General features: G+C 54.6%; 19 protein-coding genes and 6 pseudogenes. 17 read left to right on the top strand and 8 right to left on the bottom strand.

Annotated elements, in window-relative coordinates:
* Positions 1–264: 264 nt before the first annotated feature.
* Positions 265–1,740, top strand: a complete 1,476-nt coding sequence (gene zwf / locus SOPEG_RS13815) for a glucose-6-phosphate dehydrogenase (protein WP_025245785.1) — start codon at positions 265–267, stop codon at positions 1,738–1,740.
* Between the two features lie 115 nt (positions 1,741–1,855).
* Positions 1,856–2,497 (top strand): bifunctional 4-hydroxy-2-oxoglutarate aldolase/2-dehydro-3-deoxy-phosphogluconate aldolase, encoded by a 642-nt coding sequence (locus SOPEG_RS13810; RefSeq protein ID WP_025245784.1) that lies wholly within the window; start codon positions 1,856–1,858, stop codon positions 2,495–2,497.
* Positions 2,498–2,864: 367 nt separating this feature from the next.
* Here the strand turns inward: SOPEG_RS13810 and SOPEG_RS13800 are convergent, their stop codons facing one another.
* Positions 2,865–3,146, bottom strand: a complete 282-nt coding sequence (locus SOPEG_RS13800) for a hypothetical protein (protein WP_148297084.1) — start codon at positions 3,144–3,146, stop codon at positions 2,865–2,867.
* A gap of 651 nt (positions 3,147–3,797) precedes the next feature.
* Here SOPEG_RS13800 and SOPEG_RS13795 point away from each other — a divergent pair.
* From SOPEG_RS13795 to SOPEG_RS13785, 6 genes are all read left to right on the top strand, one after another.
* Positions 3,798–4,721 carry an IS5-like element ISSoEn1 family transposase gene (locus SOPEG_RS13795; protein ID WP_025243834.1) on the top strand — a complete coding sequence of 308 codons (924 nt, stop codon included), beginning with the start codon at positions 3,798–3,800 and terminating at the stop codon, positions 4,719–4,721.
* A 58-nt stretch (positions 4,722–4,779) separates the two neighbouring features.
* Positions 4,780–4,947 (top strand): helix-turn-helix domain-containing protein, encoded by a 168-nt coding sequence (locus SOPEG_RS30935; protein ID WP_158382410.1) that lies wholly within the window; start codon positions 4,780–4,782, stop codon positions 4,945–4,947.
* A 74-nt stretch (positions 4,948–5,021) separates the two neighbouring features.
* Positions 5,022–5,510: a hypothetical protein gene (locus SOPEG_RS30615; protein ID WP_470250572.1), complete on the top strand. Its 489-nt coding sequence runs from the start codon at positions 5,022–5,024 to the stop codon at positions 5,508–5,510.
* Complete coding sequence (locus SOPEG_RS30610; RefSeq protein WP_335333750.1) at positions 5,507–5,815, top strand: hypothetical protein; 309 nt, start codon at positions 5,507–5,509, stop codon at positions 5,813–5,815. Before SOPEG_RS30615 ends, SOPEG_RS30610 begins: the two co-directional genes overlap by 4 nt.
* 37 nt (positions 5,816–5,852) lie before the next feature.
* Positions 5,853–6,998 carry a Mu transposase C-terminal domain-containing protein gene (locus SOPEG_RS30605; protein ID WP_335333749.1) on the top strand — a complete coding sequence of 382 codons (1,146 nt, stop codon included), beginning with the start codon at positions 5,853–5,855 and terminating at the stop codon, positions 6,996–6,998.
* A gap of 11 nt (positions 6,999–7,009) precedes the next feature.
* Positions 7,010–7,939, top strand: coding sequence for an AAA family ATPase (locus tag SOPEG_RS13785; protein WP_025245782.1), 930 nt, complete (start codon positions 7,010–7,012; stop codon positions 7,937–7,939).
* A 359-nt stretch (positions 7,940–8,298) separates the two neighbouring features.
* On the opposite strand, the gene SOPEG_RS13780 is transcribed toward SOPEG_RS13785, so the two are convergent.
* Together SOPEG_RS13780 and SOPEG_RS13775 are read right to left on the bottom strand one after the other, a co-directional pair.
* Positions 8,299–9,507: an IS256-like element ISSoEn2 family transposase gene (locus SOPEG_RS13780; RefSeq protein WP_025244030.1), complete on the bottom strand. Its 1,209-nt coding sequence runs from the start codon at positions 9,505–9,507 to the stop codon at positions 8,299–8,301.
* Between the two features lie 432 nt (positions 9,508–9,939).
* A complete protein-coding gene (locus SOPEG_RS13775) occupies positions 9,940–10,896 on the bottom strand; it encodes a reverse transcriptase domain-containing protein (protein WP_236851480.1) in 957 nt (318 codons plus the stop codon).
* 91 nt (positions 10,897–10,987) lie between these two features.
* Between SOPEG_RS13775 and SOPEG_RS13770 the strand changes: the two are divergent.
* Positions 10,988–12,162, top strand: a pseudogene (locus SOPEG_RS13770) (IS256 family transposase).
* Here SOPEG_RS13770 and SOPEG_RS13765 read toward each other — a convergent pair.
* The 4 genes and pseudogenes from SOPEG_RS13765 to SOPEG_RS13750 form a co-directional block, all read right to left on the bottom strand.
* Positions 12,159–12,455, bottom strand: coding sequence for a hypothetical protein (locus SOPEG_RS13765; protein ID WP_051419720.1), 297 nt, complete (start codon positions 12,453–12,455; stop codon positions 12,159–12,161). The pseudogene SOPEG_RS13770 and the gene SOPEG_RS13765 overlap by 4 nt on opposite strands.
* Positions 12,456–12,538: 83 nt before the next feature.
* A complete protein-coding gene (locus SOPEG_RS13760) occupies positions 12,539–13,543 on the bottom strand; it encodes an Rpn family recombination-promoting nuclease/putative transposase (protein WP_025245780.1) in 1,005 nt (334 codons plus the stop codon).
* A complete protein-coding gene (locus SOPEG_RS13755; RefSeq protein WP_081743013.1) occupies positions 13,536–13,751 on the bottom strand; it encodes a hypothetical protein in 216 nt (71 codons plus the stop codon). The genes SOPEG_RS13760 and SOPEG_RS13755 overlap by 8 nt, the downstream gene beginning before the upstream one ends.
* 74 nt (positions 13,752–13,825) lie before the next feature.
* A pseudogene (locus SOPEG_RS13750) lies at positions 13,826–14,749 on the bottom strand (IS5-like element ISSoEn1 family transposase).
* Positions 14,750–14,952: 203 nt separating this feature from the next.
* Between SOPEG_RS13750 and SOPEG_RS13745 the strand changes: the two are divergent.
* The 4 genes and pseudogenes from SOPEG_RS13745 to SOPEG_RS13730 all read left to right on the top strand — a co-directional run bounded on the left by SOPEG_RS13745 (position 14,953) and on the right by SOPEG_RS13730 (position 18,958).
* Positions 14,953–15,243: a hypothetical protein gene (locus SOPEG_RS13745; RefSeq protein WP_025245777.1), complete on the top strand. Its 291-nt coding sequence runs from the start codon at positions 14,953–14,955 to the stop codon at positions 15,241–15,243.
* A gap of 234 nt (positions 15,244–15,477) precedes the next feature.
* Positions 15,478–16,233, top strand: a pseudogene (locus SOPEG_RS13740) (IS256-like element ISSoEn2 family transposase); the annotation flags it as partial.
* A 247-nt stretch (positions 16,234–16,480) separates the two neighbouring features.
* Positions 16,481–16,825, top strand: a complete 345-nt coding sequence (locus tag SOPEG_RS13735; protein WP_025245775.1) for a hypothetical protein — start codon at positions 16,481–16,483, stop codon at positions 16,823–16,825.
* A gap of 1,103 nt (positions 16,826–17,928) precedes the next feature.
* Positions 17,929–18,958, top strand: a pseudogene (locus tag SOPEG_RS13730) (hemin-degrading factor).
* Positions 18,959–19,193: 235 nt separating this feature from the next.
* Here SOPEG_RS13730 and SOPEG_RS13725 read toward each other — a convergent pair.
* A pseudogene (locus SOPEG_RS13725) lies at positions 19,194–21,557 on the bottom strand (TonB-dependent receptor domain-containing protein).
* A 456-nt stretch (positions 21,558–22,013) separates the two neighbouring features.
* Between SOPEG_RS13725 and sapA the strand changes: the two are divergent.
* From sapA to sapD, 4 genes and pseudogenes are all read left to right on the top strand, one after another.
* Positions 22,014–23,603: an ABC transporter substrate-binding protein SapA gene (gene sapA, locus SOPEG_RS13720; RefSeq protein ID WP_025245774.1), complete on the top strand. Its 1,590-nt coding sequence runs from the start codon at positions 22,014–22,016 to the stop codon at positions 23,601–23,603.
* Positions 23,600–24,565, top strand: a complete 966-nt coding sequence (sapB, locus tag SOPEG_RS13715) for a putrescine export ABC transporter permease SapB (RefSeq protein WP_025245773.1) — start codon at positions 23,600–23,602, stop codon at positions 24,563–24,565. Before sapA ends, sapB begins: the two co-directional genes overlap by 4 nt.
* Positions 24,552–25,442 (top strand): putrescine export ABC transporter permease SapC, encoded by an 891-nt coding sequence (gene sapC, locus SOPEG_RS13710; RefSeq protein WP_025245772.1) that lies wholly within the window; start codon positions 24,552–24,554, stop codon positions 25,440–25,442. The genes sapB and sapC overlap by 14 nt, the downstream gene beginning before the upstream one ends.
* Positions 25,442–26,436: pseudogene (gene sapD / locus SOPEG_RS30270) on the top strand (putrescine export ABC transporter ATP-binding protein SapD). Before sapC ends, sapD begins: the two are co-directional and overlap by 1 nt.

Here is a 26,436-nt window from a genome sequence, read left to right as displayed (position 1 = left end):
TGAAATATACTACGAGCCGGTAGTCAAAGGCAGCGAAACCGAATGGCCCTAGGTGTTTTTTGCCAGAGTATGACCTGTGTCTAACTTTCAAAGCGGTAAGACAACCACAATGTTGTTAATTAATTGCACTTTTGAAAACAAATCCGGGTATAATTGTCAAAAAACAGGGGGCTGGCGCGTTGTTTTTGACGTTTTGCCGGTCGATGTCAAAAAAAATACCCTAACTATGTAATAAAATTACAAACCCTGCACGAGGAGAAGAACATGGCGGTAACATCCATAGCCCAGGCCTGTGATCTGGTCATTTTTGGCGCGAAAGGCGATCTGGCGCGGCGTAAGTTGTTGCCCTCGTTGTATCAGCTGGAAAAGGCAGGTTCACTTCATCCGGAAACCCGTATTATCGGCGTGGGCCGTGCGGACTGGGACGTCAAAGCTTATACCAAGGTGGTGCGTGAAGCGTTAGAAACCTTCATGAAGGAGCCTATTGACGACAAATTATGGAAGACCCTGAGCGCGCGGCTGGATTTCTGCAATCTGGATGTCAACGAGACTAAGCATTTCAGCCGACTGGGTGAAAAACTGGATCAGCAGGCGCGGGTGACGGTGAATTACTTCGCTATGCCTCCCAATATTTTCGGGACAATCTGCAAGAGCCTGGGTGAAGCCGGTCTGAACAGCGAACCGAGCTGCGTCGTAATGGAAAAACCGCTCGGTACCGATCTGGACTCTTCCCGAGTGATAAACGATCAGGTCGCGGAATATTTCAACGAGAGCCAGGTTTACCGCATCGACCATTATCTGGGCAAAGAGACCGTGCTGAATTTGCTGGCGCTGCGTTTCGCCAATTTGCTTTTCGCCTCGAATTGGGATAACCGCACCATCGATCATGTGCAGATTACGGTCGCCGAGGAAGTCGGTATCGAAGGCCGCTGGGGCTATTTTGACAAAGCCGGCCAAATGCGCGATATGATCCAAAGCCATCTGCTGCAGATCCTGACCATGATAGCCATGTCGCCGCCCTCGGATCTGACCACCGACCGTATCCGTGATGAAAAGGTGAAAGTGCTGCGCTCGCTGCGTCCCATTGATCACAGCAATGTCCGTGACACCACGGTGCGCGGGCAGTATACCGGCGGGTTCGTGCAGGGGAAAAAAGTCCTCGGCTATTTGGAAGAAGAGGGCGCGAATAAAAACAGCCGCACCGAAACCTTCGTTTCCATCCGCGTCGACATCGACAACTGGCGCTGGGCTGGCGTGCCGTTTTATCTGCGCACCGGCAAGCGTTTGCCGACCAAATGTTCCGAAGTGGTGGTTTATTTCAAAAACCCGGCGCTCAACCTGTTCCGGGATTCCTATCAGCAGCTGCCGCAAAACAAATTGACCATCCGTCTGCAGCCGGACGAAGGAATGGATATCCAGATCCTGAACAAAGTACCGGGTTTGGATCACAAACACCGTCTGCAGACCACCAAATTAGATCTGAGCTTTACGGAAACTTTTAACCAGGAACATCTGGCCGACGCTTATGAACGGCTGCTGCTGGAAACCATGCGCGGTATCCAGGCGCTGTTCGTGCGCCGTGATGAGGTGGAAGAAGCCTGGAAATGGGTCGACTCGATTATGGAAGCCTGGGAGGCGGATAATGACGCGCCGAAACCCTATCAGGCCGGGACCTGGGGGCCGATAGCCTCCGTCGCGATGATTACCCGCGATGGGCGGTCGTGGAATGAGTTCGAGTAACGGCCGGCGTTAGCCCGCCGTCAGGCAACGTTCCGCGCCAGGTGTGTTTTCAGCCGCGCGCCTTCACGTGCGCGGCGGGGTGAATTTATTGAAGGTAAACAGGAGTTAGCAAAACATGAATAACTGGAAAACCAGCGCGGAAACCATCCTGACCTCGGGGCCGGTCGTGCCCGTCATCGTCATTCAAAAACTAGAGCATGCGGTCCCACTGGCGAAAGCGTTGGTCGCCGGCGGCGTAAAAGTGCTGGAAGTGACGCTGCGTACGCCCTGCGCCATGGACGCTATTCGCGCCATCGCTCAAGAGGTGTCGGAGGCGATTATCGGCGCCGGTACGGTTACCAACGCCCAGCAGCTTGCTGAGGTCACGGCCGCCGGCGCGCAGTTTGCCATTAGCCCCGGTCTGACCGAGCCGCTGCTGAAGGCCGCCACCGCCGGATCGATTCCGTTAATTCCCGGGATTAGCACCGTGTCGGAGCTGATGCTCGGCATGGATTATGGTCTGCGCGAGTTCAAGTTTTTCCCGGCGGAAGCCAACGGCGGCGTTAAAGCCCTACAGGCGATTGCCGGTCCGTTCTCACAGGTGCGTTTCTGCCCGACCGGCGGCATTTCGCCGGCCAACTACCGTGATTATCTGGCCCTGAAAAGCGTGCTGTGCATCGGCGGATCCTGGCTGGTGCCCAATGATGCGCTGGAGCAGGGCGACTATGCCCGCATCACGCAATTGGCAAAAGACGCGGTTGCCGACGCGAAAGCGTAACCTGGCACTAGCGCATTGAGCCGGCTGAAACGTGGTCGGCTTCAATGACGTCCGGCGCCGGCGTGGTTTTGCCCGAGCATGACCGCCAGCGCTTTTGCGCCGACGGCCTGGTCGTGTGGGGTGGCAAGCATTTTTGGACTCTCAGGGGGAACGGTGGATTAGCCGGAAGCCCTTTACTGGCGCGGCTTACAGCCATTTTAAGGATTTTGGACTCGTCGCAAAAAATGAGCGAAAAATGAGTTTTTTGCACTATATTCTGGACTGGATTGGCCGTGGTTTGAGTAAGTTTGAAAGCCGTTTAAACAGTTTCAATTAACGATTTTGTTGATAAACATACTCAATGCATTTATATTTTATATATTTAAACTTAAACGGCTCTTTTGCTATAGTTTGTTAGGATTTCTTCTCCTGCCTCATTTTTGCTATCAAGACCACACTCTCTAGCTTTCTCATCGTTCAAGATAGCCTCCGATTGCGTTTGGGAGGACGTCCTGCCTAAGACTTTTTCTTTAATTACATAATCAAGTTGTAAGAGCTTAAGGTTGTCATCATCAAGGAGGTAAAGGACCGTCTCAACACCTTTCCTAGTTAACAGGTTGATCAAAGCTGAGCGCTCCGTATCATTTAGCGCTTCAAAGAACTCAGCCAATTTGAGAGTCTGCGGTGAAAGGTGCAAATCACGATCACCACTATTGAATTCTTTACTAACTACTTTCCCTCCATTAATAATCCATTCAATATCAACCCCTTCCGCTTTGGCTATGAGTTCTAACTTATCCCGTCTAGGTATCGAGCCTTTCCCGTCAGATAGTTACTTAGCGTTGCATACTTCAACCCCCATTTAGCCGCAACGCCTCGACGCGGCCTTCCAGCGACAAGTGCTAGAAGACGATCTTTTATGGTTTCTTTTGCAGGGTCACTAAAAAAAACTTCGGTATTTTTTGCCATCATTGGTTACTTTTCCTGTAATATTTTGATTAAAAAGCATTTTTAATCCTGACAAGGAAACCATAAAAGTAATCCAATAAAAACCAAAATAGCTTGACATAATTCTTTTGGATTATAATCTTTGCTTGAAGAGATACACCGCTCGGATGTTCCGGGCGGATGACTTTTTAGGGTAATCCAATGACGAGTCAAAATGAAGTTGTTAATACTGATTGGCACAGAGAGATCATAAAAGCTGAACTTCACAAACGTGGGATAACTTTTCGAGCCTTGGACGGGCTTTGTTGAATAAATCGAACTTTTAGGTGACTGGCGGCTATGATCACTACATTCGTTTCAACATCAGGTCCCCATGGCAAAGCAAAAGTTTAAAATTACCAACTGGCCCGCATATAACAATGCGCTCAGGCAGCGGGGGGACCTGACAGTATGGCTTGATGAGTCAGCCATTGCTGCATGGACTGAGAGTACACCACCTGAACATCGTGGCCGGCCGCTTCACTACACCGATATGGCCATTACCACGGTTCTGATGATAAAGCGCGTGTTTAACCTTTCGCTCCGGGCGTTACAGGGTTTCGTTGACTCGATTTTTAAACTGATGGGGCTGTCGCTGCGCTGCCCAGATTACTCTCTGGTCAGCCGGCGAGCAAAAACCGTCGACATCAGCATAAAAACGCCAACCCGCGGCGAAATCTCACACCTGGTCATCGATGGCACCGGCCTGAAAATCTTCGGCGAAGGCGAATGGAAAGTCAGGCAGCATGGGGCTGAGAGGCGCAGAGTATGGCGCAAGCTTCATCTGGCAGTAGATAGCGCGACACATGAAATTATCTGTGCCGATTTATCGCTAAGCGGTACGACAGATGCGCAGGCGCTGCCCGGGCTGATTAACCAAACCCACCGGAAAATCAGGGAAGCGTCGGCTGACAGTGCTTACGATACGCGTTACTGTCATGATGCTCTGCTGAGGAAAAAAATAAAGCCGCTTATCCCACCGCGAAGTGGTGCGCAATATTGGCCAGCTCGATACCATGAGCGTAACCATGCGGTGGCAAATCAGCATCTGAGCGGCAATAACGATACCTGGAAAAAGAAAGTAGGTTATCACCGGCGTTCACTGGCTGAAACGGCCATGTTCCGGTTTAAAATACTTCTGGGTGGTCATCTGAGTCTGCATGACTATGACGCGCAGGTAGGTGAGGCTATGGCAATGGTCAAAGCGCTTAACCGGATCACGTTGTTAGGAATGCCAAACAGCGTCCGCATCATGTAACAATCGCCCTGATAGGGAGGAAGTCGTCAAAAATTTCGGATTTATTCAACAAAGCGCCTTGGACGTTAAAGCCGGGGTCAAGCAAGACGTTGTTAAAAGTGTTTTAACAAGACTTTGCCGTAAATATGAACTATTGGTTGCTAACGCTCTTGGTGTCTCTCCAGAAACTATCTGGCCAAGCAGGTACGAAGCTAGAAATAACAGCTACATTCACAAGGTTTCTTGATTATGTTTATAAGTATCAAGGAATTAATAGGGATTCCCGGATTACCAGGAACAGCCCCAGGACTAAGAAAAGCATTGCGCAGATTATTGCTTGACTCTCCAGATTTAGTCCGTAAACGTCCGGGTACCAAGGCTTTCGAGTATCACATCGATTGTTTGCCGGAACAAACACGCGAGATCATCAAACATCGGCACTATAAATCTTTGATTGCGCAAGCCCCGGCCCAGCCGGTTGATGAGTCGGTCAAGCGTGGCTGCGCCATCAAGTCACGCGATGAGCTGGCGATCATGCGCCAATGTCCTGCCCTGCTCGAGCGCAAAGTGCAGGCCCTCAACGATCACCAAAAGCAGATTGCCGATGCGCGCATGATGCTGGCACAGGAAGTGATCCGGTTACAGCAGGCCGGCATGACCCGCATTGCGGCGGTGACCTTTATCGTCGAGGAGTCAAAGGTCGGTACATTGCCCGAGGCCCTGCAGCGCGCCGCCACGCTGGCCAACGCCAAAACAAAAAGGGCCGCACCCGGCAAGGGGTGGGCAAAAGCAGCCTGCAGGAATGGGTGAGTCTCTATCTCAGCGCAGAGCGACCCCAGGAGCGTCTGGCGATACTGGCTCCGGGTCAGCCGAAGAAGCAGCGTCCCGAGGACATGACGTGGTTCTATACGCTCTTCTGGCCGCATTATGCCCGGCCCTGTGGCCCGACGGTGCTGGAAGCCTACCGCGCGTTTCAGGCCGACTGGCAGGGCAAATACCATGATCAGCCTGCCATGCTGGCGGCCCTGCCGACCTACGACAAGGTCAATCGCATGGTCAAGCGGGTGGCACCTCACCGACGGGTCAAGGGACGGGTCAACCGGTTCGGCGCTTAAGGCGTATCAGGTTTACCAGCAGCGGGATTGGGCACAGATGCCGGTGAACGGCTGCTGGATAGCTGACGGCAAGTCGCTGAACATGAAAGTGGCGCATCCGATACACGGGCGGCCCTTTACCCCGGAGCTGACCCTGGTGCTCGACGGGCGCACCCGCTATCTGGTGGGCTGGAGCCTGTCTCTGGCGGAAAACGCCATCGCGGTGGCCGATGCGTGGCGTTATGCTATCCAGTACCACGGCAAACCGCTGTTTTCCTACTACGATAACGGCGGTGGTGAGACCAACAAGATGCTGGATGCGGATATCACCGGGATTTTCCCCCGGCTGGGCATTGAGCATATTACCGGTATCCCCGGTAACCCGCAGGCGCGGGGCATTATCGAGCGACTTAACGGCGTTCTCCCACGCCGGCTGGCCCTGCGCTTTCAGACCTATAACGGGTTAAGCGCTGACCCCAACGGGACGCGGGTGCAGGGGCAAAAGTTGCTGAGTCTGTCGAATGCCCTGCGTCAGGGGAAAGAGCTGAAACCTGTCCAGCAGAAAACGCTGGCGATATTGCCCAGCTGGCGGCCATTGATAGACGCCATCGAGGAGGAGGTGCAGCGCTATAACCACAGCCACGAGCACAGCGCGCTGCCCAAGGTCAACGGCAAGTCGATGACGCCGGCTGCTTACCGCAAGGCCCTGCTGACCGAGGAAGGAGACAACATTGAATACCTGACACCGGGCGAGTTGCGCGAGATGTTTATGCCGGAAGAGAAACGCGTGGCCCAGCGCGGCTGGGTTGAACTGCTGAATAACCAGTATTTTGCCCGGGAGCTGATTGAGGTAGACCGCCAGACGGTGCGGGTGGCCTACGATATCCATAATCCGAACGAGGTGATTATTCGCCAGATGGACGGCGCTTATCTCTGCACCGCGCTCTGGAATGGCAATACCGCTTCGTCGGTGCCGGTCTCCAGAGTGGAAAAAGCCCTGGAAGCGCGCGCTAAACGTCGCATTAAACTGGCTGAAAATAAAATTCAGGATGCGAAAGACGAATTACGCCCGGTGATTGACGCGCCCAGAGAGAACGATTACAGCCTGCTGGTACCCAAGGCAGCGGAACCTGAAAAAGAGAAGGTGTATTTATTTGAATCCGAATATGAGCACGATATCAAGCAGGTCGGTAATAACCGCTAAGGATATATTGTATGACAACGCGAGAACGTATTTTCCAGCTGATGGAACGGTCAGGCTACACCCATCGCAAGGTAGCCGATAAAACCGGATTAAGCGGCGCCACCATTTCACAATATTTAAAGGGGGTTTACAACGGCAATATTGATAACGTCGAGGGCACGTTACGGGATTTTCTTGACCGCGAGACAGAGCGCGCCCACCGGCGGGACATCAAGGTACATTTTGTGCCGACCCATCTGGCGAGGGTGGCGCTGGACCTGATTAGTGCCACGCACGACTTCGGCGATATCGGCGTGATATACGGCCCGGCAGGCATGGGAAAAAGCATGGTGCTGAAGGAGTATGTGCGCGCCAACAGCGCCAATAAAGGCGTCATCTTGATTGAAGCCGACCCCGGCTATACCGCCAAGGTGTTATTGCAGGCGCTGTGCGCCCGGCTGGGTCTGCGAAAAACTGGCAATATTCATGAGCTGGTCGAGGAGTGCGTACAGGGGCTGCGCGACAAGCACTGGCTGGTACTGGTTGATGAGGCTGAGCTGCTGCCCTACCGGGCGCTTGAGGTCCTGCGGCGCATTCACGACCGTTCCGGGGTGGCCATTGTATTGGCGGGGATGCCGCGTTTGCTGCTTAACCTGAAAGGCTCTCGCGGGGAATACGCCCAGCTCTATAGCCGGGTGGGTATGGCGTTAGACCTGGAATCTCGTAAGAAAGAAAGTGAAGCCGAGGATTTCAGCGCCATTCTGGGCAGCCTGTTATCGAACGGTGAGGACTCGAGGGAGCCGCTTGCGCCGGAGATTGCCGCCGCCTTTCGCAAACATTCACGGGGCAATTATCGCCGCTTGTTTAAACTGGCGCGCGGAGTGGCCCGGACAAGCGCTATTGGCAATCAGGGGATTTCTGTGACGTTAATCGACCGTTATGCAGAAATGCTAATTCATTGAAGGAGGAAAGTATGTCAGTCCATCATAAAGCGGCATCGACCAACACTCATCTTATCGCCGCGATGACGCAGGCAGGAGCCGTTATTCATTATTTGACGATAAGAGGCGTGAGTGTAAAAAACGTGATATTGCATAATTGCAAACTCGTTATCCGTATTGAACACCATCCGCTCTGTGAGCAGTTATTAAAATAGGGGCAGGCGGATTATATCACCGTGGGCAAAAACGCACAGGGTGGTTTTAAGCAAGGGGCATTCATGAAAGGTGGGTGCAAGGTGATTTGGTCAACGTCATTACATTGAGGCTATCATGCCAATTAAAATAAGACCCTGTACACGATTCTGTGTAAATGCCTTTTCTCAGAAGTGACCGTCCAGGCGGTCACCGAACTCGATAATAAAGCGGCTCATTGCCATGCGCCAGTCCCTCAAAGGCATTGTCCATTTCTGTGAGGCCGCCTGTATCGCCAGCCACACCACCTTTTTCACTGCGTCGTCGGTCGGGAACACCTTGCGCTTTTTGATGGCATGCCGGATCACGCTGTTTAACGACTCGATGGCGTTGGTCGTGTAGATCACCTTGCGGATGTCCGTTGGGTAGGCAAAGAACGTGGCCAGATTGGCCCAGTTTGCCTGCCAGCTTCGACTTATTTGCGGGTAGCGGATGTCCCAGGCACTGGAGAACGCTTCCAGCGCCTGCAAGCCGGCTTCTTCCGTAGGGGCCTGATAGATAGCTTTCAGGTCGCGGGTGACGGCCTTGTAGTCCTTCCAGGAGACGAACCGCAGGCTGTTGCGCACCATATGTACGATACACAGCTGGAGCCGCGCCTCCGGATACACCGCGTTAATAGCGTCAGGGAAACCTTTCAGCCCGTCTACGCAGGCGATAAGGATATCGTTCAGGCCGCGGTTTTTCAGCTCTGTCAGCACGTTCAGCCAGAACTTTGCGCCTTCATTTTCGGCCAGCCACATACCTAGCAACTCTTTCTGGCCTTCGATGTTGATGCCCAGCGCCAGGAACACAGATTTGTTGATGATGCGGCTGTCCTGCCGGACTTTTAGAACGATACAGTCAAGATAAACAATGGGATAGACTGCATCCAGAGGCCGGTTTTGCCATTCGACAACCTGCTCCATGACCGCATCGGTGACCTTTGAGACCAGCGCCGGCGAGACATCGGCGTCATACAGCTCTTTGAACGCGGCGGCGATCTCGCGGGTGGTCATCCCTTTGGCGTACAACGATAAAATCTGGTTATCCATCCCGGTAATCCGGGTCTGGTTCTTCTTCACCAGTTGCGGTTCAAAGGAACCGTCACGATCGCGCGGAGTACGCAGCGCCAGCGGGCCATCGCCAGTGGTAACGGTTTTTGTGGAATAGCCGTTGCGGGCGTTGGTCCCCGGTTTAGGCTGATTTTTATCGTAGCCGAGGTGATGGGTCATTTCGGCATTGAGAGCTGCTTCGACGCTAATTTTTTTCAGCAGCCGATCGAAGTGACTGAGATCTTCAGGGGTTTTGAGATTTTTGGCCAGTTCGTTAGCCAGAGCCTGCAACTGTTTTTCGTCCATAAATTAACCTGTTTTTGATGTTGGATTGAACATATCAAAATCAGGCAAATACACAAATTTCTAAACAGGCTCCGTTTTAGCCTCCTCCCCGGAGACAAACAACACATCCGCAACGGATGATAATGTGGCATAAAACGTGCACATAAACGCGATAAGCACGATGACATTCGCCACCGAGTAATAAAATTGCCGACAGTTAATGCGCTTTAACATTGTTTCTCCTATAGACCCCACGTCAGCGCCGCCAGTACCACCAGATGCCCGATGTACGCCAGTGGAATAAAGTGTCTCACCAACAGGCGCTGCTCCGTCTGTGCGCCATATCGCAACGGCACAACGGCACAATCGGGATAGGGGCGGCCAGTAACTAGCCGGTCCCCTCCCACACCACCCGGCATGCGGGTCCGCACCGGGCGGTTCGAGCAGTTGAGGTTAAGTGAGGCGAGGCATGCCAAGGGAATCAAAGTAAGCAATCGTCAACACGTTATGTACCGCCGACAGGCTGTTGTGCCACCACCGACGGCTTAGCGCTGCCACCGATTTTGCCACTTGAGGTTTAGCCCCAAGCTTCAACAGCTCCCGGTAAATCGTACTACCACGTCGCCACATTTTAAGCTGAAGAGCGCGCATCCTGCGACGCAACCATTCGTCGAGCTGTCGCCAGCGTCGTGCCGATTGCGCTAGTTGGAAATACGCTTTCCAGCCCAGCACATAGCGGCGTAGTCCTTCGATCACCTGGCTTATGCTGCGTCCACCGGATCGGCCAGTCAATTGCCTGATCCTTTGCTTGAACGTCTCCAGCGCCTTTTTCGACACCGCGCGTCTGATCTCGCCGTTCGGGGCTTCCCAGAGGGTATAACCCAGAAACTTGCGGCCAAAGGCGCTTGCAACCGCACTTTTCGATGTATTGATCCTCAGGTGCAGCTTGTCGTAGCAGCGCTTGAGCAGTTTCATCACTCGCTCGCCAGCCTTCTCACTGCGCACATAGACGTTGCAATCATCGGCATAACGGGCAAAGCGGTATCCCCGCCGTTCAAGTTCGCGATCCACTTCGTCGAGAAGCACGTTGGCCAGCAGAGGCGAAGGGGGGCCACCATGCGGTGTCCCTTCCGCACGCTCAACCACCACACCGCCATTCATGATTCCTGCGTTCAGGTAAGCACGCACCAGCCGGATCACGCCAACGTCGTTAACGTGTTTCCTTAAACGATCGATCAGAATATCATGGTTAATCCGATCGAAGAACTTCGATAAATCAACATCAACCACCACGCGGTAGCCGTCTTGTACGTACTGATGTGATGCTAGAACAGCGTCCCGCGCACGACGACCGGGGCGAAACCCGTAGCTGTATTCACTAAAAGTGGGATCTATCAGCGGTTGCAGCACTTGGAGCAGTGCCTACTGAGAGCCTGTTTAGAAATTTGTGTATTTGCCTGATTTTGATATGTTCAATCCAACATCAAAAACAGGTTAATTTATGGACGAAAAACAGTTGCAGGCTCTGGCTAACGAACTGGCCAAAAATCTCAAAACCCCTGAAGATCTCAGTCACTTCGATCGGCTGCTGAAAAAAATCAGCGTCGAAGCAGCTCTCAATGCCGAAATGACCCATCACCTCGGCTACGATAAAAATCAGCCTAAACCGGGGACCAACGCCCGCAACGGCTATTCCACAAAAACCGTTACCACTGGCGATGGCCCGCTGGCGCTGCCTACTCCGCGCGATCATGACGGTTCCTTTGAACCGCAACTGGTGAAGAAGAACCAGACCCGGATTACCGGGATGGATAACCAGATTTTATCGTTGTACGCCAAAGGGATGACCACCCGCGAGATCGCCGCCGCGTTCAAAGAGCTGTATGACGCCGATGTCTCGCCGGCGCTGGTCTCAAAGGTCACCGATGCGGTCATGGAGCAGGTTGTTGAATGGCAAAACCGGCCTCTGGATGCAGTCTATCCCATTGTTTATCTTGACTGTATCGTTTTAAAAGTCCGGCAGGACAGCCGCATCATCAACAAATCTGTGTTCCTGGCGCTGGGCATCAACATCGAAGGCCAGAAAGAGTTGCTAGGTATGTGGCTGGCCGAAAATGAAGGCGCAAAGTTCTGGCTGAACGTGCTGACAGAGCTGAAAAACCGCGGCCTGAACGATATCCTTATCGCCTGCGTAGACGGGCTGAAAGGTTTCCCTGACGCTATTAACGCGGTGTATCCGGAGGCGCGGCTCCAGCTGTGTATCGTGCATATGGTGCGCAACAGCCTGCGGTTCGTCTCCTGGAAGGACTACAAGGCCGTCACCCGCGACCTGAAAGCTATCTATCAGGCCCTACGGAAGAAGCCGGCTTGCAGGCGCTGGAAGCGTTCTCCAGTGCCTGGGACATCCGCTACCCGCAAATAAGTCGAAGCTGGCAGGCAAACTGGGCCAATCTGGCCACGTTCTTTGCCTACCCAACGGACATCCGCAAGGTGATCTACACGACCAACGCCATCGAGTCGTTAAACAGCGTGATCCGGCATGCCATCAAAAAGCGCAAGGTGTTCCCGACCGACGACGCAGTGAAAAAGGTGGTGTGGCTGGCGATACAGGCGGCCTCACAGAAATGGATAATGCCTTTGAGGGACTGGCGCATGGCAATGAGCCGCTTTATTTAGTAGCTGTTTTCTGTGCCTCCTTCGGCACCGGAGCGGAAAACGGTGAATTTGCGCGTGTAGTGAAAGGCCTCCGGCGCAGCAACATCGGCGTCAAAGCTATACAACACCCCGCGTTTGCTGCCGTTGATTTCCACCCGGCGACTGTGAATGGTCAGCTCGTCGCGCAGTTTTTCGATAGCCTGTGGCGCACGGATAAGCAGCAGCCGAAACGGCAATTCGTAGCTCGTCACATACGGCAGGCTGTGCAGCGCCAGTCTGACGCGGGCAATTTCCCCGGCGTGCTGTTGCTGCACGATGAGCCACTGCTTGGCCTGATGCGGGGTTTCGCTGACCTCGGTGATGTGGTTGAGTGCGATCTAATAATCAATGCGTTGCACTAGTGACTGTCATCGAACAGGGAAGCCAGTTCGTCGTCTGAAAGACCCGTCGACATTTTGACGATAGCGCGATCGACGCCGTTGGCGATAAGTTGCCTTGCAATTTTCAGCGAGGCGCTATGCTCGCCTTCTTGGCGTCCTTCTTGGCGTCCTTCTTGGCGTCCTTCTTGGCGTCCTTCTTGGCGACCTAGCACTATTCCCTTTTCTATGCCGCGTTGTTCGCCTAGCTGAATTCCACGCTGTTCGCCCTTGGCTTCAAGCTGTTCTGCAATAGTCATCACGTCCTCCCGGTAATCCGTGGTTCTGGTGGCGATCCCCTGCAAGAACTGTTCGGCGTTCGAGGTATTGCCACGTTCGAGAATATAATACATCAAGCCCCGGAACTGCTCTTTTGGCACGGCCCATTGCTCAAGCAGATAGGCCAGTTCGTTAACCAGTTCCAGCATATCACGGGTACGAATGTGCTTCTGCACCAGTTCCAGCAGCGCCACGCGCCGATGAGTCAGGATTTCATCATCCGCGATGGTAGTGATATCGACCAGCGGAAACGCCTGATGATAAACCGTGGCCGCCAATTCCGGCTCGGCAAAGCAATCCAGCCATTTGGTGCTGTACGGATACGGCGATGTGGTGCCGTGATAGAATAACAGCGGAATGACCACCGGTAACTGATCGTTGCCTTGTTCCAGATGCCGCTGCATCGCGGCGACCGCGTACCGTAGCAACCGAAACGCCATCATCTTTTCTGGGCGGCTCTGGTGTTCGATGAGACAGTAGACGTAGCCATCATAGCCCGTCGTGGTCTTCATCGAGTAGAGCATATCTGAGCATTGGCCCTTCAGGTCGTCTTCGATAAACGAGCCGGAGGCCATCGCCAGCGTACCGAAATCGCAGCGTTTGCGCAGATGCGGCGGCAGATGGATTTCCAGAAAGTCCCGAGCGACCGCGATGTCGCCGAGGAACTTTTTGAATACGTGGTCATGGTGCGACAGGGTGCTAGTCATCGTTTTCCTGATTGTCGATACGACGGCGGCAGGCCGCTAACCGAGCGACAGCCTTGTCGCCATGATTCACTTGCCGTCCGGCCTCAGCTGCCCTTTCCCAGAGCGCGGCAGCTTGCCGCCATTCTCCGCGCGCTTCACGTTCCTCAGCCAGCCCCGCCAATCGTGAATATTCTTTCATGCACTCCACACGTTGTAACAGTATTGACATAGATTTGCTTCTCAAAATCACTTTGTTGAATAAATCCGAAATTTGTGACGACTTCTTCCCTATCAGGGCGATTGTTACATGATGCGGACGCTGTTTGGCATTCCTAACAGCGTGATCCGGTTAAGCGCTTTGACCATTGCCATAGCCTCACCTACCTACGCGTCATAGTCATGCAGACTCAGATGACCACCCAGAAGTGTTTTAAACCGGAACATGGCCGTTTCAGCCAGTGAACGCCGGTGATAACCTACTTTCTTTTTCCAGGTATCGTTATTGCCGCTCAGATGCTGATTTGCCGCCGCATGGTTACGCTCATGGTATCGAGCTGGCCAATATTGCGCACCACTTCGCGGTGGGATAAGCGGCTTTATTTTTTTCCTCAGCAGAGCATCATGACAGTAACGCGTATCGTAAGCACTGTCAGCCGACGCTTCCCTGATTTTCCGGTGGGTTTGGTTAATCAGCCCGGGCAGCGCCTGCGCATCTGTCGTACCGCTTAGCGATAAATCGGCACAGATAATTTCATGTGTCGCGCTATCTACTGCCAGATGAAGCTTGCGCCATACTCTGCGCCTCTCAGCCCCATGCTGCCTGACTTTCCATTCGCCTTCGCCGAAGATTTTCAGGCCGGTGCCATCGATGACCAGGTGTGAGATTTCGCCGCGGGTTGGCGTTTTTATGCTGATGTCGACGGTTTTTGCTCGCCGGCTGACCAGAGAGTAATCTGGGCAGCGCAGCGACAGCCCCATCAGTTTAAAAATCGCGTCAACGAAACCCTGTAACGCCCGGAGCGAAAGGTTAAACACGCGCTTTATCATCAGAACCGTGGTAATGGCCATATCGGTGTAGTGAAGCGGCCGGCCACGATGTTCAGGTGGTGTACTCTCAGTCCATGCAGCAATGGCTGACTCATCAAGCCATACTGTCATGTCCCCCCGCTGCCTGAGCGCATTGTTGTATGCGGGCCAGTTGGTGATTTTAAACTTTTGCTTTGCCATGGGGACCTGATGTTGAAACGAATGTAGTGATCAGAGCCGCCAGTCACCTAAAAGTTCGATTTATTCAACAAAGCCGGCAATTATCGTCGCTTGTTTAAACTGGCGCGCGGAGTGGCCCGGACAAGCGCTATTGGCAATCAGGGGATTTCTGTGACGTTAATCGACCGTTATGCAGAAATGCTAATTCATTGAAGGAGGAAAGTATGTCAGTCCATCATAAAGCGGCATCGATCAACACTCATCTTATCGCCGCGATGACGCAGGCAGGAGCCGTTATTCATTATTTGACGATAAGAGGCGTGAGTGTAAAAAGCGTGATATTGCATAATTGCAAACTCGTTATCCGTATTGAACACCATCCGCTCTGTGAGCAGTTATTAAAACAGGGGCAGGCGGATTATATCACCGTGGGCAAAAACGCACAGGGTGGTTTTAAGCAAGGGGCATTCATGAAAGGTGGGTGCAAGGTGATTTGGTCAACGTCATTACATTGAGGCTATCATGCCAATTAAAATAACAGTGACTCTTCTAGATGATGAAAAAGGCACTCATGCGAATGTCCGTGCTAAACAAAAAAAGGTTACACCACATGAAGATAAATGTGCACGCCTATTACTTAAACTGATAGAGATGTCAGGGCGGGATCTAACTATTTTGAGCCTGTTTAGAAATTTGTGTATTTGCCTGATTTTGATATGTTCAATCCAACATCAAAAACAGGTTAATTTATGGACGAAAAACAGTTGCAGGCTCTGGCTAACGAACTGGCCAAAAATCTCAAAACCCCTGAAGATCTCAGTCACTTCGATCGGCTGCTGAAAAAAATCAGCGTCGAAGCAGCTCTCAATGCCGAAATGACCCATCACCTCGGCTACGATAAAAATCAGCCTAAACCGGGGACCAACGCCCGCAACGGCTATTCCACAAAAACCGTTACCACTGGCGATGGCCCGCTGGCGCTGCGTACTCCGCGCGATCGTGACGGTTCCTTTGAACCGCAACTGGTGAAGAAGAACCAGACCCGGATTACCGGGATGGATAACCAGATTTTATCGTTGTACGCCAAAGGGATGACCACCCGCGAGATCGCCGCCGCGTTCAAAGAGCTGTATGACGCCGATGTCTCGCCGGCGCTGGTCTCAAAGGTCACCGATGCGGTCATGGAGCAGGTTGTCGAATGGCAAAACCGGCCTCTGGATGCAGTCTATCCCATTGTTTATCTTGACTGTATCGTTCTAAAATTCCGGCAGGACAGCCGCATCATCAACAAATCTGTGTTCCTGGCGCTGGGCATCAACATCGAAGGCCAGAAAGAGTTGCTAGGTATGTGGCTGGCCGAAAATGAAGGCGCAAAGTTCTGGCTAAACGTGCTGACAGAGCTGAAAAACCGCGGCCTGAACGATATCCTTATCGCCTGCGTAGACGGGCTGAAAGGTTTCCCTGACGCTATTAACGCGGTGTATCCGGAGGCGCGGCTCCAGCTGTATAGGGTCTTCCCACACCGCGTCTGTCGTCACGGGCGCCACGGCGGCGGAGGTTATCGCTGCTTCTGCGCATCACTCGGCCAATAGGCCCTATTCTTTAGCCGAATTGCTGCAAAGGAGGATCGCCATCCAGCCATTAAAACAGGCGCTAAAGGACCGTTTTTTACACCGTTTCTGGCCGGCGGAGGCGCCCTTACCCTCTTTGCCGCCGCGGTTCCACGAGCTGTGAGCGGCGGCAAGCGGCCTGGTGGAACACGCGATAGTCAATAAAGATGTGCAGAACTACATTTTGCTGAACGAAAGAGCCGGCGATTATTTTGCGCGCTATACGTCTTCGCTCTACCAACAATGGTTGGACGAGCTCTATCACGGCGATCCAGGGTCTACCGTCCTTGCGCAAGGGAAGCCGATTTTTAACGAGTTATTTCTGTTGCCGAGTTATTTTGGCTATTACGGCGCTGATCAACAGCAATCGTTGAACGAGACCTTTACAACGCTGGTCACTTATTATCATCTCCTGCCGGCGTTGGCGCGGTGGCAAAATAACGTCCGCCTCGACGAACCGACGATTCCGTTCACCGTCCTTAATTAGATCCAGACCGCTTTGCTGGCCATACCCGCCACACCCGAGCAGCAATGAGTACAATAGCGAGAGACCTGACCGCCCGCCGCCGCGGGTTAACCTGACGCTGGGCTGCACAAGAGTTATTGATCGCTGCCGCTAGGGCTCTGCCGCCGCGGTCGGCGGCACTCGCCGAGCCCCCAAAAAGCGCGCGGCGACCGTCTTGGCCAAGCCGAATGAAAACGTGCGGCGTTGGAAGGAGTTATGACGCGCTTCGACAGGGGTAAAGGAAAAATGGACCGATGACCTCTGAGGGCAGCGGGAGAAAAGCCGTCGGCCCGGTAACGCATGGCGCGCCAGTGGCCGGTCTCTGCCCCCAAAAAAAAGCCAGCACCCTGCTGGCTAAATAATACTGGAAGCAATGTGAGCAATGTCGTACCCATCTGTTGAGGTGAACCTCATCATCAGGAGCAAAAGAATGATAATAGTTATCAGTAGCGTTTGTAAAGCATTTTGTTGATAATGTTTCTCATTTCCGCAATAAGGCTAGGGACATTCCGCTTCCGTTGTTGGCAAACAGCCCAGCTTGCCCCGCCCCCTCCCGCCGCTGTCGTCAGGGGCGCCGTCACGCGCTGGCTTAACGTCGCTTGCGTGGACGCTGTTTTCCTTTACCGGCGCCGCGCTTATCTTCCCGCCTTTCTGCGTGCCGCCGATATAGGGCTTGAATCTCGCCCTCGCCTCCGCACTCTTTTTAGCGTCAGAGGTTTCGCGCAGATCTTGATAGCGCGCTTATCTGTTGAGCGAATAGACTCATTCCATCCCTCAGGGCGTGATGTACACACGTCCGTTGCCAGGGCGTCGTGCATTGCAGCGCTTCCACTGCCGGGCAATCCCTCATCCCGCGCCGGCGGAGGCGACGTAAACACCAGGTAATGCCTTGGTAAAATCATTGCTGTTACGATACATTTCAGTGATAATGATAACTGTTATCATTCTATTTTAATAAACGGTTTACTCCCGCGCCGCGGGCGCGCCACCGCGACTGTCCGAGGCGGGCTCACGCCGGCGAGTCGCAGGGAGAGAGCCTGACGTCATTCATCTTATTTGCTCCAACACAGTTTAGGGAACCAAGCATGGAACATCGCTATCAACATTATCTGGCCCTAAAGGCCCACATCCACACAAGTATGCTCGCGATCTGGCCGCACTGGCGGGAATAAGCGAAGCGGAGCTCACCCTGGAGCACGTAGGTCATGATGCCCGCGCTTTGCGGCCGGATTTTGCCACGCTGCTGCCCGCCCTGGGTGCCGTGGGGGAAACCAAACCTATCAGTCGAAATGAATACGCGGTGCATGAACAGGTCGGTCATTATCAGAATGTGAAGCTGCAACCCCATGTCGGTCTGGTGCTTAATCCGCGCGGGCTGGATTTTCGCCTCTTCCCCGCGCAGTGGCAAAGCGCGTTCGCGCTGAAAGAACAAACGCCACGGGGTGAACGACAGAGTATTCAGCTGTTCGATAGACAGGGTGACTCGGCGCTGAAAATTTACACCGCCCCCGCCACGGCGATGGCGGCTTGGGATGCTTTAATTGAAAGTTACACCGTCACTCCTCCGCCAACCCTTGAGCTCAGCCCTCTGCCGGACACCCCCGACGCCATTTCTCATGACAGCGCGCGCATTGAACAAGAATGGCGAGGCATGACCGATTCTTTGGGCTACTGAAACGCCATGGCCTCTCGCGTCAGCAAGCCTTTCGCGCCGTGCCGAGCGACCTGGCCTATCGAGTGGACAATAATGCCTTGCGTAATCTATTAGCGCGGCTTGAGGCCGCCGGTAATGAAATCATGATTTTTGTCGGCAATCGCAGTTGCATACAGGTCTTTACCGGCCCGGTGCAAAAACAGGCGCCGATGGAGGAGTGGCTGAATATCTTTAACCCAACTTTTACCCTCCATCTGCGGGAAGACGCTATCGTGGAGAGCTGGGTCACGCGTAAACCCACCCGCGACGGCCTGGTGACCAGTCTGGAACTTTTTGCCGTCGACGGGACCCAGATTGCCCAGTTTAACGGTCAGCGCACCGAGGGTGAAAGCCAGCAACGCCACTGGCGAGAACAAGTTGCCGAACTCGGTGGCGATGGCGCGCACGCCGGCGCCGCTTAACACCAACGGTAAGGGGGACCCAGATCATGCGTGACGCCGTCACAATAAACGTCCCCTTCCGAAAGGCGCCGTTGCGGTGACATCCCTCACGCCTGGCCGTCAGGTTCAGGCAGCGCCTGGTGTGCTGGAGGCACAGAGGTCTTACAGCGGGCACAAAAAGCGCGTAGACCTCTATGCCGTCCGGGAAAAACGCCAGCCACCGACACCCACACCGACAGGTTTGGCGCCCGGGGCATCAGAAGTCCACGTTCAGCCCTAACTGGAACGTCCTGCCCGGCTGCGTTGCCAGCGCCTGGTCGCTGAGGTCCTGATTAGTGCTCGTTTCGATATTGCGGCTGCTCAGGTAATTCCAATATTTTCGATCGGTAATATTGTATAACCCGCCGCTCACCTTGACGTTTTTCGTAATGCGATAATAGGCCGTTAAATCCACCAGGCCATAGCCCGGCACGCGCATATACTCCGTCGTGGAATCGGTAATCGCGCTGCCGGAATTATTATAACTCTGGCGATTGGTGGCGCTGGCCCGTTTCTCTTTATTGAAGGTCGCCGTTAACGCGGCACCGTACAGCTCGCCAGGATCGTCATAAGACACCCCAGCCACCAACCGCATCGGCGCCACGCTGTCCAGATCAACATACTTGTCGCCCATATAATCGGATTTGGCCGCCCCTTCCGCCATACCAAACGCCAGACGTGCGCGCAGACCGTTAACATCCGGATACCAGATACCGAAGTTGAACCGCGCGCTAACTTCTCCCCCGTAGATATACGCTTTGTCACGGTTCTCCGCCTGGTAAGCAATATAGATATTACTGGGAATATTGGTGAACTTCTCAGGATTGGCGGACCGGCTATAACGCGTATAGTCGATGAAGTTTTTGTAGGTATTGTAAAACGCCGCCGTGCTGAACGTGATCCCTTCTACCGCTTCGCCTTTCAAGCCCCATTCAAAATTATTGCTGGTTTCCGTATCTAGGCTGGAATTACCCATCAGGGCATACTGGCTGCTGCCCGCATAGCTGGAGCTGAGGTTCCATGAACCGTACATCTGACTCGCATTGGGGAACTGCGCGCCGCGTTTGTACTGGACGTAGGTAGTCAGCCGCGGCGTGATATCATACAGGAAACTTAAGGACGGCAATACCTGCGTATCGCTAAACGAACCATAGAGCGTATCCAATTCGTCCACGGTCAAGGTGCTGTTGGCCAGGTTGGACAAGTCTTTCGGCTTGGTGCGTTGATACGCCACGCGGCCCCCCGGCACCACAGAAAAATTATGCCCGGCCAGATCCCAGGTCATGGTGTCTTACAGGAAAGCGCCGAGATTCTCGTTGGTACTGTTGGCTTCCGGCTGCATGATGTAGTCAAACGAGCTTTGGTTGGGCGACTGGTTGAACGGGCGCTCGGTATCGGACCGCCGGGCATCGATACCCCAGCGGACGTCATGAATGCCCCACTCCTTTTCCATATTGCTGGTGATGCCAAAGCTTTTGCTATCGTAATTGGAATAGGTTGTCACCAGACTGGTGCCGGTTGTGGAAGGTCCATAGGTCCAATCGTGGGCTTCGGTGTTTTGGTAGAAGACTTGGGTGTCGATGGTGTCAATCCAGGCGACATCCGGGTACCATGGATCATCCAGGGTGGCGGTCCAGCGGCGAGTCTGGCTGGTTTGCTGATTGGTGCCAATGACGGCGCTGCCGGCTGAGTTCCAGGCGGAGTAATGGGTGTGATTGGTTTTGTGATAATAATCGACGGTGCCGGTAAGCAGATGGTTATCATTCATCTGCCAGCTGCCAGCTGCCAGCTGCCAGCTGCCAGCTGCCAGCTGCCAGCTGCCGGAGGCCAAAAAAGCGTTTGAGTGCCAGTTGGCCGGCGCCACCTTCACACTGTCGCTGTTATTGCGGGTTTCCTGGCCGTCCCGGCGGCTGATGGCAATCAGGCCACGCAGATATTCGTCGTCGCCGGCGGCGGTGATGCCGTTATGCCAGCCGCGGTTGGCTGAGTCATAATCACTTTGATAGCCGAAATAGCTGGATTTTGTCGGTGACAGGTAGTCATCCGCGCTCTTGGGGCGGAACGAAACCGCGCCGCCGATGGCCTGATTGGCGCGCGTGACGTCGGTTACGCCGGAATCGATGCCGACCCCGCCGTACATATAGGGGTCGATATAGTCGCGGCCAATCCCGAACGTGCCCGATCCCGCACGGCTGACATAGCTTCGACCGGTGGCGTTGGGCAGTTCCACGCCATCCACATCGATTGAGACGCGGTTAGCCTCCAGACCGCGAATGTTATAGCCGGTATAGCCACCGTGGTCAAAACCGCTTTTGCCGGTGGCGCTCACCAGCGGCTGATAGCGCATGATCGTGCCGAAGTCATTGCCGCCCTCTTTTTGCAGATCGCTGGCGCTCAGAGTGGTTTTCGTTCCGACCTCTTTTTTGATTTTGCTGACGACCACCCGGATGAGATCGTCTTTATTTTCCGACTCGCTGGCCACCGTCGGCTGCGCCGTGACGGCGCCAAACGCGCTACCGCCCATAATACCGGTAAGCAAGATTTTATTCAGACGCGCTATCTGAATTCCCCTGTGGTGCATAGTCATTAAGCAATCTCCAATTGTCTGACATTTATTATTGTTAAAGCGTGATAAGACGGCGCGGGCGAGCCCTGCCGGTGACAGTACACAGATGAAATCGACTCTCGTATTTGCGGCTCCCTGTTTTTGATTGGCGATATCGGGATGCCCACATTGACTTGCGCAGGGAAGTCACAATAACCACATTTAAATGATAATTATTATTATTCTTGAATAATACACATTATTATCTAATGTAAGGAAGATCTTTCGTAAAATTTACCCGTAAACAGGAATTTACCGTTCGGTTCAGGGCTACCGCCGCTGTTTTGACCAGCAAAAAGGGAGCAAGACAGCGAATATTGGGGATAAGAAAGCCTGTCGGCGGAGAAACGCGCGCCTTTCTGCGTATCGGCATTGGGAGGTCGGCCAGAGTAAGGTAAACTCAAGTCATTACTGGCAGAAATAAAGAGGTTTATGTCGACACAATCTGATTACAGCCTGACGCGCGCCGCCGTCACGCTGTTGGCCGCCCTGCTGCTAACGGCTGGGACGGCCCGCGATGCCGGCGCTGCCGGGACGCAGAGCGGCGTCACCGTGGACACTTTATCCGCGCAGCTTTACGATCGGCCGCTGGCGGTGGATCCCTATACTTATCGGCTTATCCCCGAACTGGCGCAGCGCTGGGAAGTCCTGGATAACGGCGCGACCTATCGTTTCCATTTGCGCAAAAATATCGCCTTCCAGCGCACCGCCTGGTTTACCCCAACCCGCACGCTCAACGCCGACGATGTGGTGTTTAGCTTCGCGCGGATGTTCGACGTCCACCACCCCTGGCACGCCGTCAACGGCGGTGATTACCCCTATTTCGACAGTTTGCAGTTCCCGCAAACGGTGCAGAGCGTAAAACGTATCGACAACGATACGGTGGAGTTCCGTTTAGAAAGCCCCTACGCCTCATTTTTATGGCATCTGGCGACCCATTATGCGCCAGTGCTGTCGGCGGAATATGCCGACAGGCTGACGGCCAGCGGCCATCAGGAGCAGTTGGATCGCCTGCCGGTCGGGACCGGGCCGTTTATGCTCAATGAATACCACTCCGGGCAATTTATCCGTCTCACGCGCCATGAAAATTACTGGCGCGGAAAGCCGCGAATGGCGCAGGTGGTGATCGACTTAAGCTCCGGCGGGATCGGGCGTTTATCGCGGCTTTTGACCGGTGAATGCGATGTGTTGGCCTATCCCGCCGCCAGCCAGTTATCCATTCTGCGCGACGATCCTCGCCTGCGGCTGACGCTGCGCCTCGGGATGAACATCGCTTACCTGGCCTTTAATACGCGCAAGCCACCGCTGAACGATGTTCAGCTGCGGCACACCATCGCGCTGGCGATCAACAATCCGCGGCTGATGCAGTCGATCTATTACGGTACCGCTGAAACCGCGGCGTCGCTGCTGCCGCGCGCTTCCTGGGCCTATGATAATGATGCACGGGTGACTGAATATAATCCCGCCAAGGCGCGCGCCCTACTGCGCGAGCTGGGCAAACCGTCGTTACAGCTTAATCTGCTGGTGCCCACCGCGTCGCAATCCTATAATCCCAGCCCGTTAAAAACGGCCGAATTGATCCAGGCCGATCTGGCGCAGGTGGGAATACGCTTGATCATTATCCCGGTAGAGGGGCGGTTTCAGGAGGCGCGGCTGACCGCGGTGAATCACGATATGACGCTTTCGGGCTGGTCCACCGACAGTAACGATCCTGACAGCTTTTTCCGTCCGCTATTGAGCTGCGCTGCCATCGGTTCGCAAACCAACTATGCGCGCTGGTGCGATCCGGCCTTTGACGCGCTGCTGCACAGGGCGTTGTTTTCTCAGCAGCTCGCCAGCCACATCGACGCCTACCACGAAGCTCAGCTAATACTGGCGCAACAGTTGCCGATGCTGCCGCTCGCCTCGTCGTTGCGTCTGCAGGCCTATCGCTACGGCATCCGCGGTTTGGTGCTCAGTCCGTTCGGCAACGCGTCTTTCGCCGGCGTGTACCGCGATGAACGACAGGAACAGACGCCATGATAATCTTTACCCTGCGCCGGCTGGTGTTGCTGCTGGTCACGCTGTTTTTGTTGACCCTGATTGGCTTTTGCCTGAATTACTACACCCCTAGCGCCCCCTTGGGCTGCGCGGCGCTCGTTGACGCCTACCGCTATTATTTCTGGAGCCTGCTCCACGGCAATTTTGGCGTCTCCAGCATCAACGGCCTGTCGATTGGCGTGCAACTAGCCGAGGTGTTTCCCGCGACGATGGAGCTGTGCCTGTTGGCCTTTTTGCTGGCGCTGCTGGTGGGCATCCCCCTAGGCATTATCGCCGGCGTGGCGCGCGGTAAATGGCAGGATATCAGTATCAGCATTTTCGCCCTGCTCGGTCTGTCAATGCCGGTGTTCTGGCTGGCGCTACTGCTGACGCTCTATTTTTCCTTGCATTTGGGCTGGTTCCCGGTCGCCGGTCGCTTCGATCTGTTGTATCCCGTGCAGCGCATTACCGGCTTCGCGCTGCTGGATGCCTGGCTGTCGGACTCCCCTTACCGCAGTGAGATGATCATCAGCGCGCTCAAGCATATGGTGTTGCCCATCGCCGCGCTGGCGGTGGCGCCGACCACCGAAGTGGTGCGGCTGATGCGCATCAGCACCGTTGAAGTCATCGGCCGCAATTACATTCGCGCCGCCGCCACGCGCGGGTTGTCGCGCTGGACCATCGTACGCCGCCACCTATTGCATAATGTGCTGCCGCCGATTATCCCCAAACTGGGGCTGCAATTTTCCACCATGCTAACCCTGGCAATGATCACCGAGGTGGTCTTCAGCTGGCCGGGCCTGGGCCGCTGGCTTATCAACGCCATCCGCCAGCAGGACTATGCCGCCATTTCCGCCGGCGTGATGGTGGTGGGAACGCTGGTCATTTCCGTGAACGTGCTGGCGGATGTGGTCGGCGCGCTGGCAAACCCGCTGCATCATAAGGAGTGGTATGCCCTCAGATAACGTCTATCGCGAAAAACGCATCCCCGGCGCGTTGGCGCAGATATGGCGCACCTTTTACCATGACGCCATGTCGATGCTGGGTCTCTACGGTTTTGCCCTGTTGATCCTACTGTGCCTGTTCGGCACGCTGTTTGCGCCCTATCCGCTGGATCAGCAGTTTTTGGGCTATCAACTGCTTCCCCCTTCATGGTCGCGCTACGGGGACGTCTCTTTTTTCCTCGGCACCGATGACTTGGGCCGCGATGTGCTGAGCCGACTACTGGCCGGTACCGCACCCACCTTCGGCTCGGCGCTGGTGGTGACCATGGCGGCGGCGCTGGTCGGTTTGGCGCTCGGCGTGCTGGCCGGCGTCACCCGCGGGTTGCGCTCGGCGGCGCTGAATCACGTGCTGGATACCGTGCTGTCCATCCCTTCACTGCTATTGGCCATTGTGGTGGTGGCGTTTCTCGGCCCCCGTTTGGAACATGCCATGTTGGCGGTCTGGCTGGCGCTGCTGCCGCGCATTGTGCGCACCGTCTATACTTCGGTACATAGCGAGCTGGAAAAGGACTATATCCTGGCGGTGCAGATGGATGGCGCGTCGATGCCGCATATTCTGCACTATGCGGTGCTGCCCAATATTGCCAGTCAGCTGGTGTCGGAGTTCACCCGCGCCCTGTCCATGGCTGTCCTGGATATTGCCGCGCTTGGGTTCCTCAATCTGGGCGCGCAGATGCCGTCGCCGGAATGGGGCGTGATGATGGACGATCAATTGGACCTGGTGTATGTCGCGCCTTGGGCGGTGATGCTGCCGGGTTGTGCGATCATGCTAAGCGTGCTGATCGTCAATATTTTTGGTGAAGGCGTGCGCCGCGCCATGGTGGCGGAGGTGGAGTAATGCCGTTATTGGATATTCGCAATCTCACCATCGAGTTCATGACGCCCGAGGGACCGGTGAAGGCGGTGGACCGCGTGAGCATCACCCTGAGTGAAGGGGAAGTCCGCGGTCTGGTGGGGGAATCCGGCTCGGGCAAGAGCCTTATCGCCAAAGCCATCTGCGGCGTGACCCGCGATAACTGTGGCGGGTGAGCGCCGATCGCTTCCGTTTCGACGATATCGACCTGCTCATGCTGACCCCGCGCCCGCGGCGCAAGGTGGTGGGCCATAATGTGTCGATGATATTTCAGGAGCCGCAATCCTGTCTCGACCCGTCGGAGCGCATCGGCCGGCAGATAATCCAGTCCATCCCCGGCTGGACCTATAAAGGCGAATGGTGGCAGCGATTCGGCTGGCGCAAGCGGCGCGCCATCGAACTGCTGCACCGGGTCGGTTTCAAAGCCCATAAAGAGATCATGCACACCTACCCCTACGAACTGACCGAGGGCGAGTGTCAAAAGGTGATGATTGCCATCGCCCTGGCTAATCAACCGCGGCTGTTGATTGCCGACGAACCTACCAACGCCATGGAGCCAACCACCCAAGCGCAAATTTTCCGCCTGCTGGCGCGCCTTAATCAAAATAACAGCACCACCATTTTGCTGATAAGCCATGACCTGCAAATGATGAGCAAGTGGTGTAACCGCATCAACGTGCTGTATTGCGGGCAAACGGTGGAAAGCGCCCAAAGCGAGGATTTAATCGCCACGCCGCACCACCCCTACACTCAGGCGTTAATCCGCGCCATTCCCGACTTCGGCCGCTCAATGCCGCCCAAAAGCCGGTTGAACACCCTGCCTGGCGGTATCCCGTCGCTGGAGCATCTGCCTATCGGCTGCCGCCTGGGGCCGCGCTGCCCTTATGCGCAGAAGACCTGCATCCAGGCGCCGCTGCTGCTGCCGGTTAAAAACCACTTTTTCGCCTGCCATTACCCGCTCAATCTGGAGGAGCAATAG

This window comes from Candidatus Sodalis pierantonius str. SOPE (genome assembly GCF_000517405.1).
Classification (GTDB): domain Bacteria; phylum Pseudomonadota; class Gammaproteobacteria; order Enterobacterales; family Enterobacteriaceae; genus Sodalis_C; species Sodalis_C pierantonii.
The sequence above is the reverse complement of the archived record's forward strand: the minus strand, read 5'-3'. Positions and strand labels throughout refer to the sequence as shown.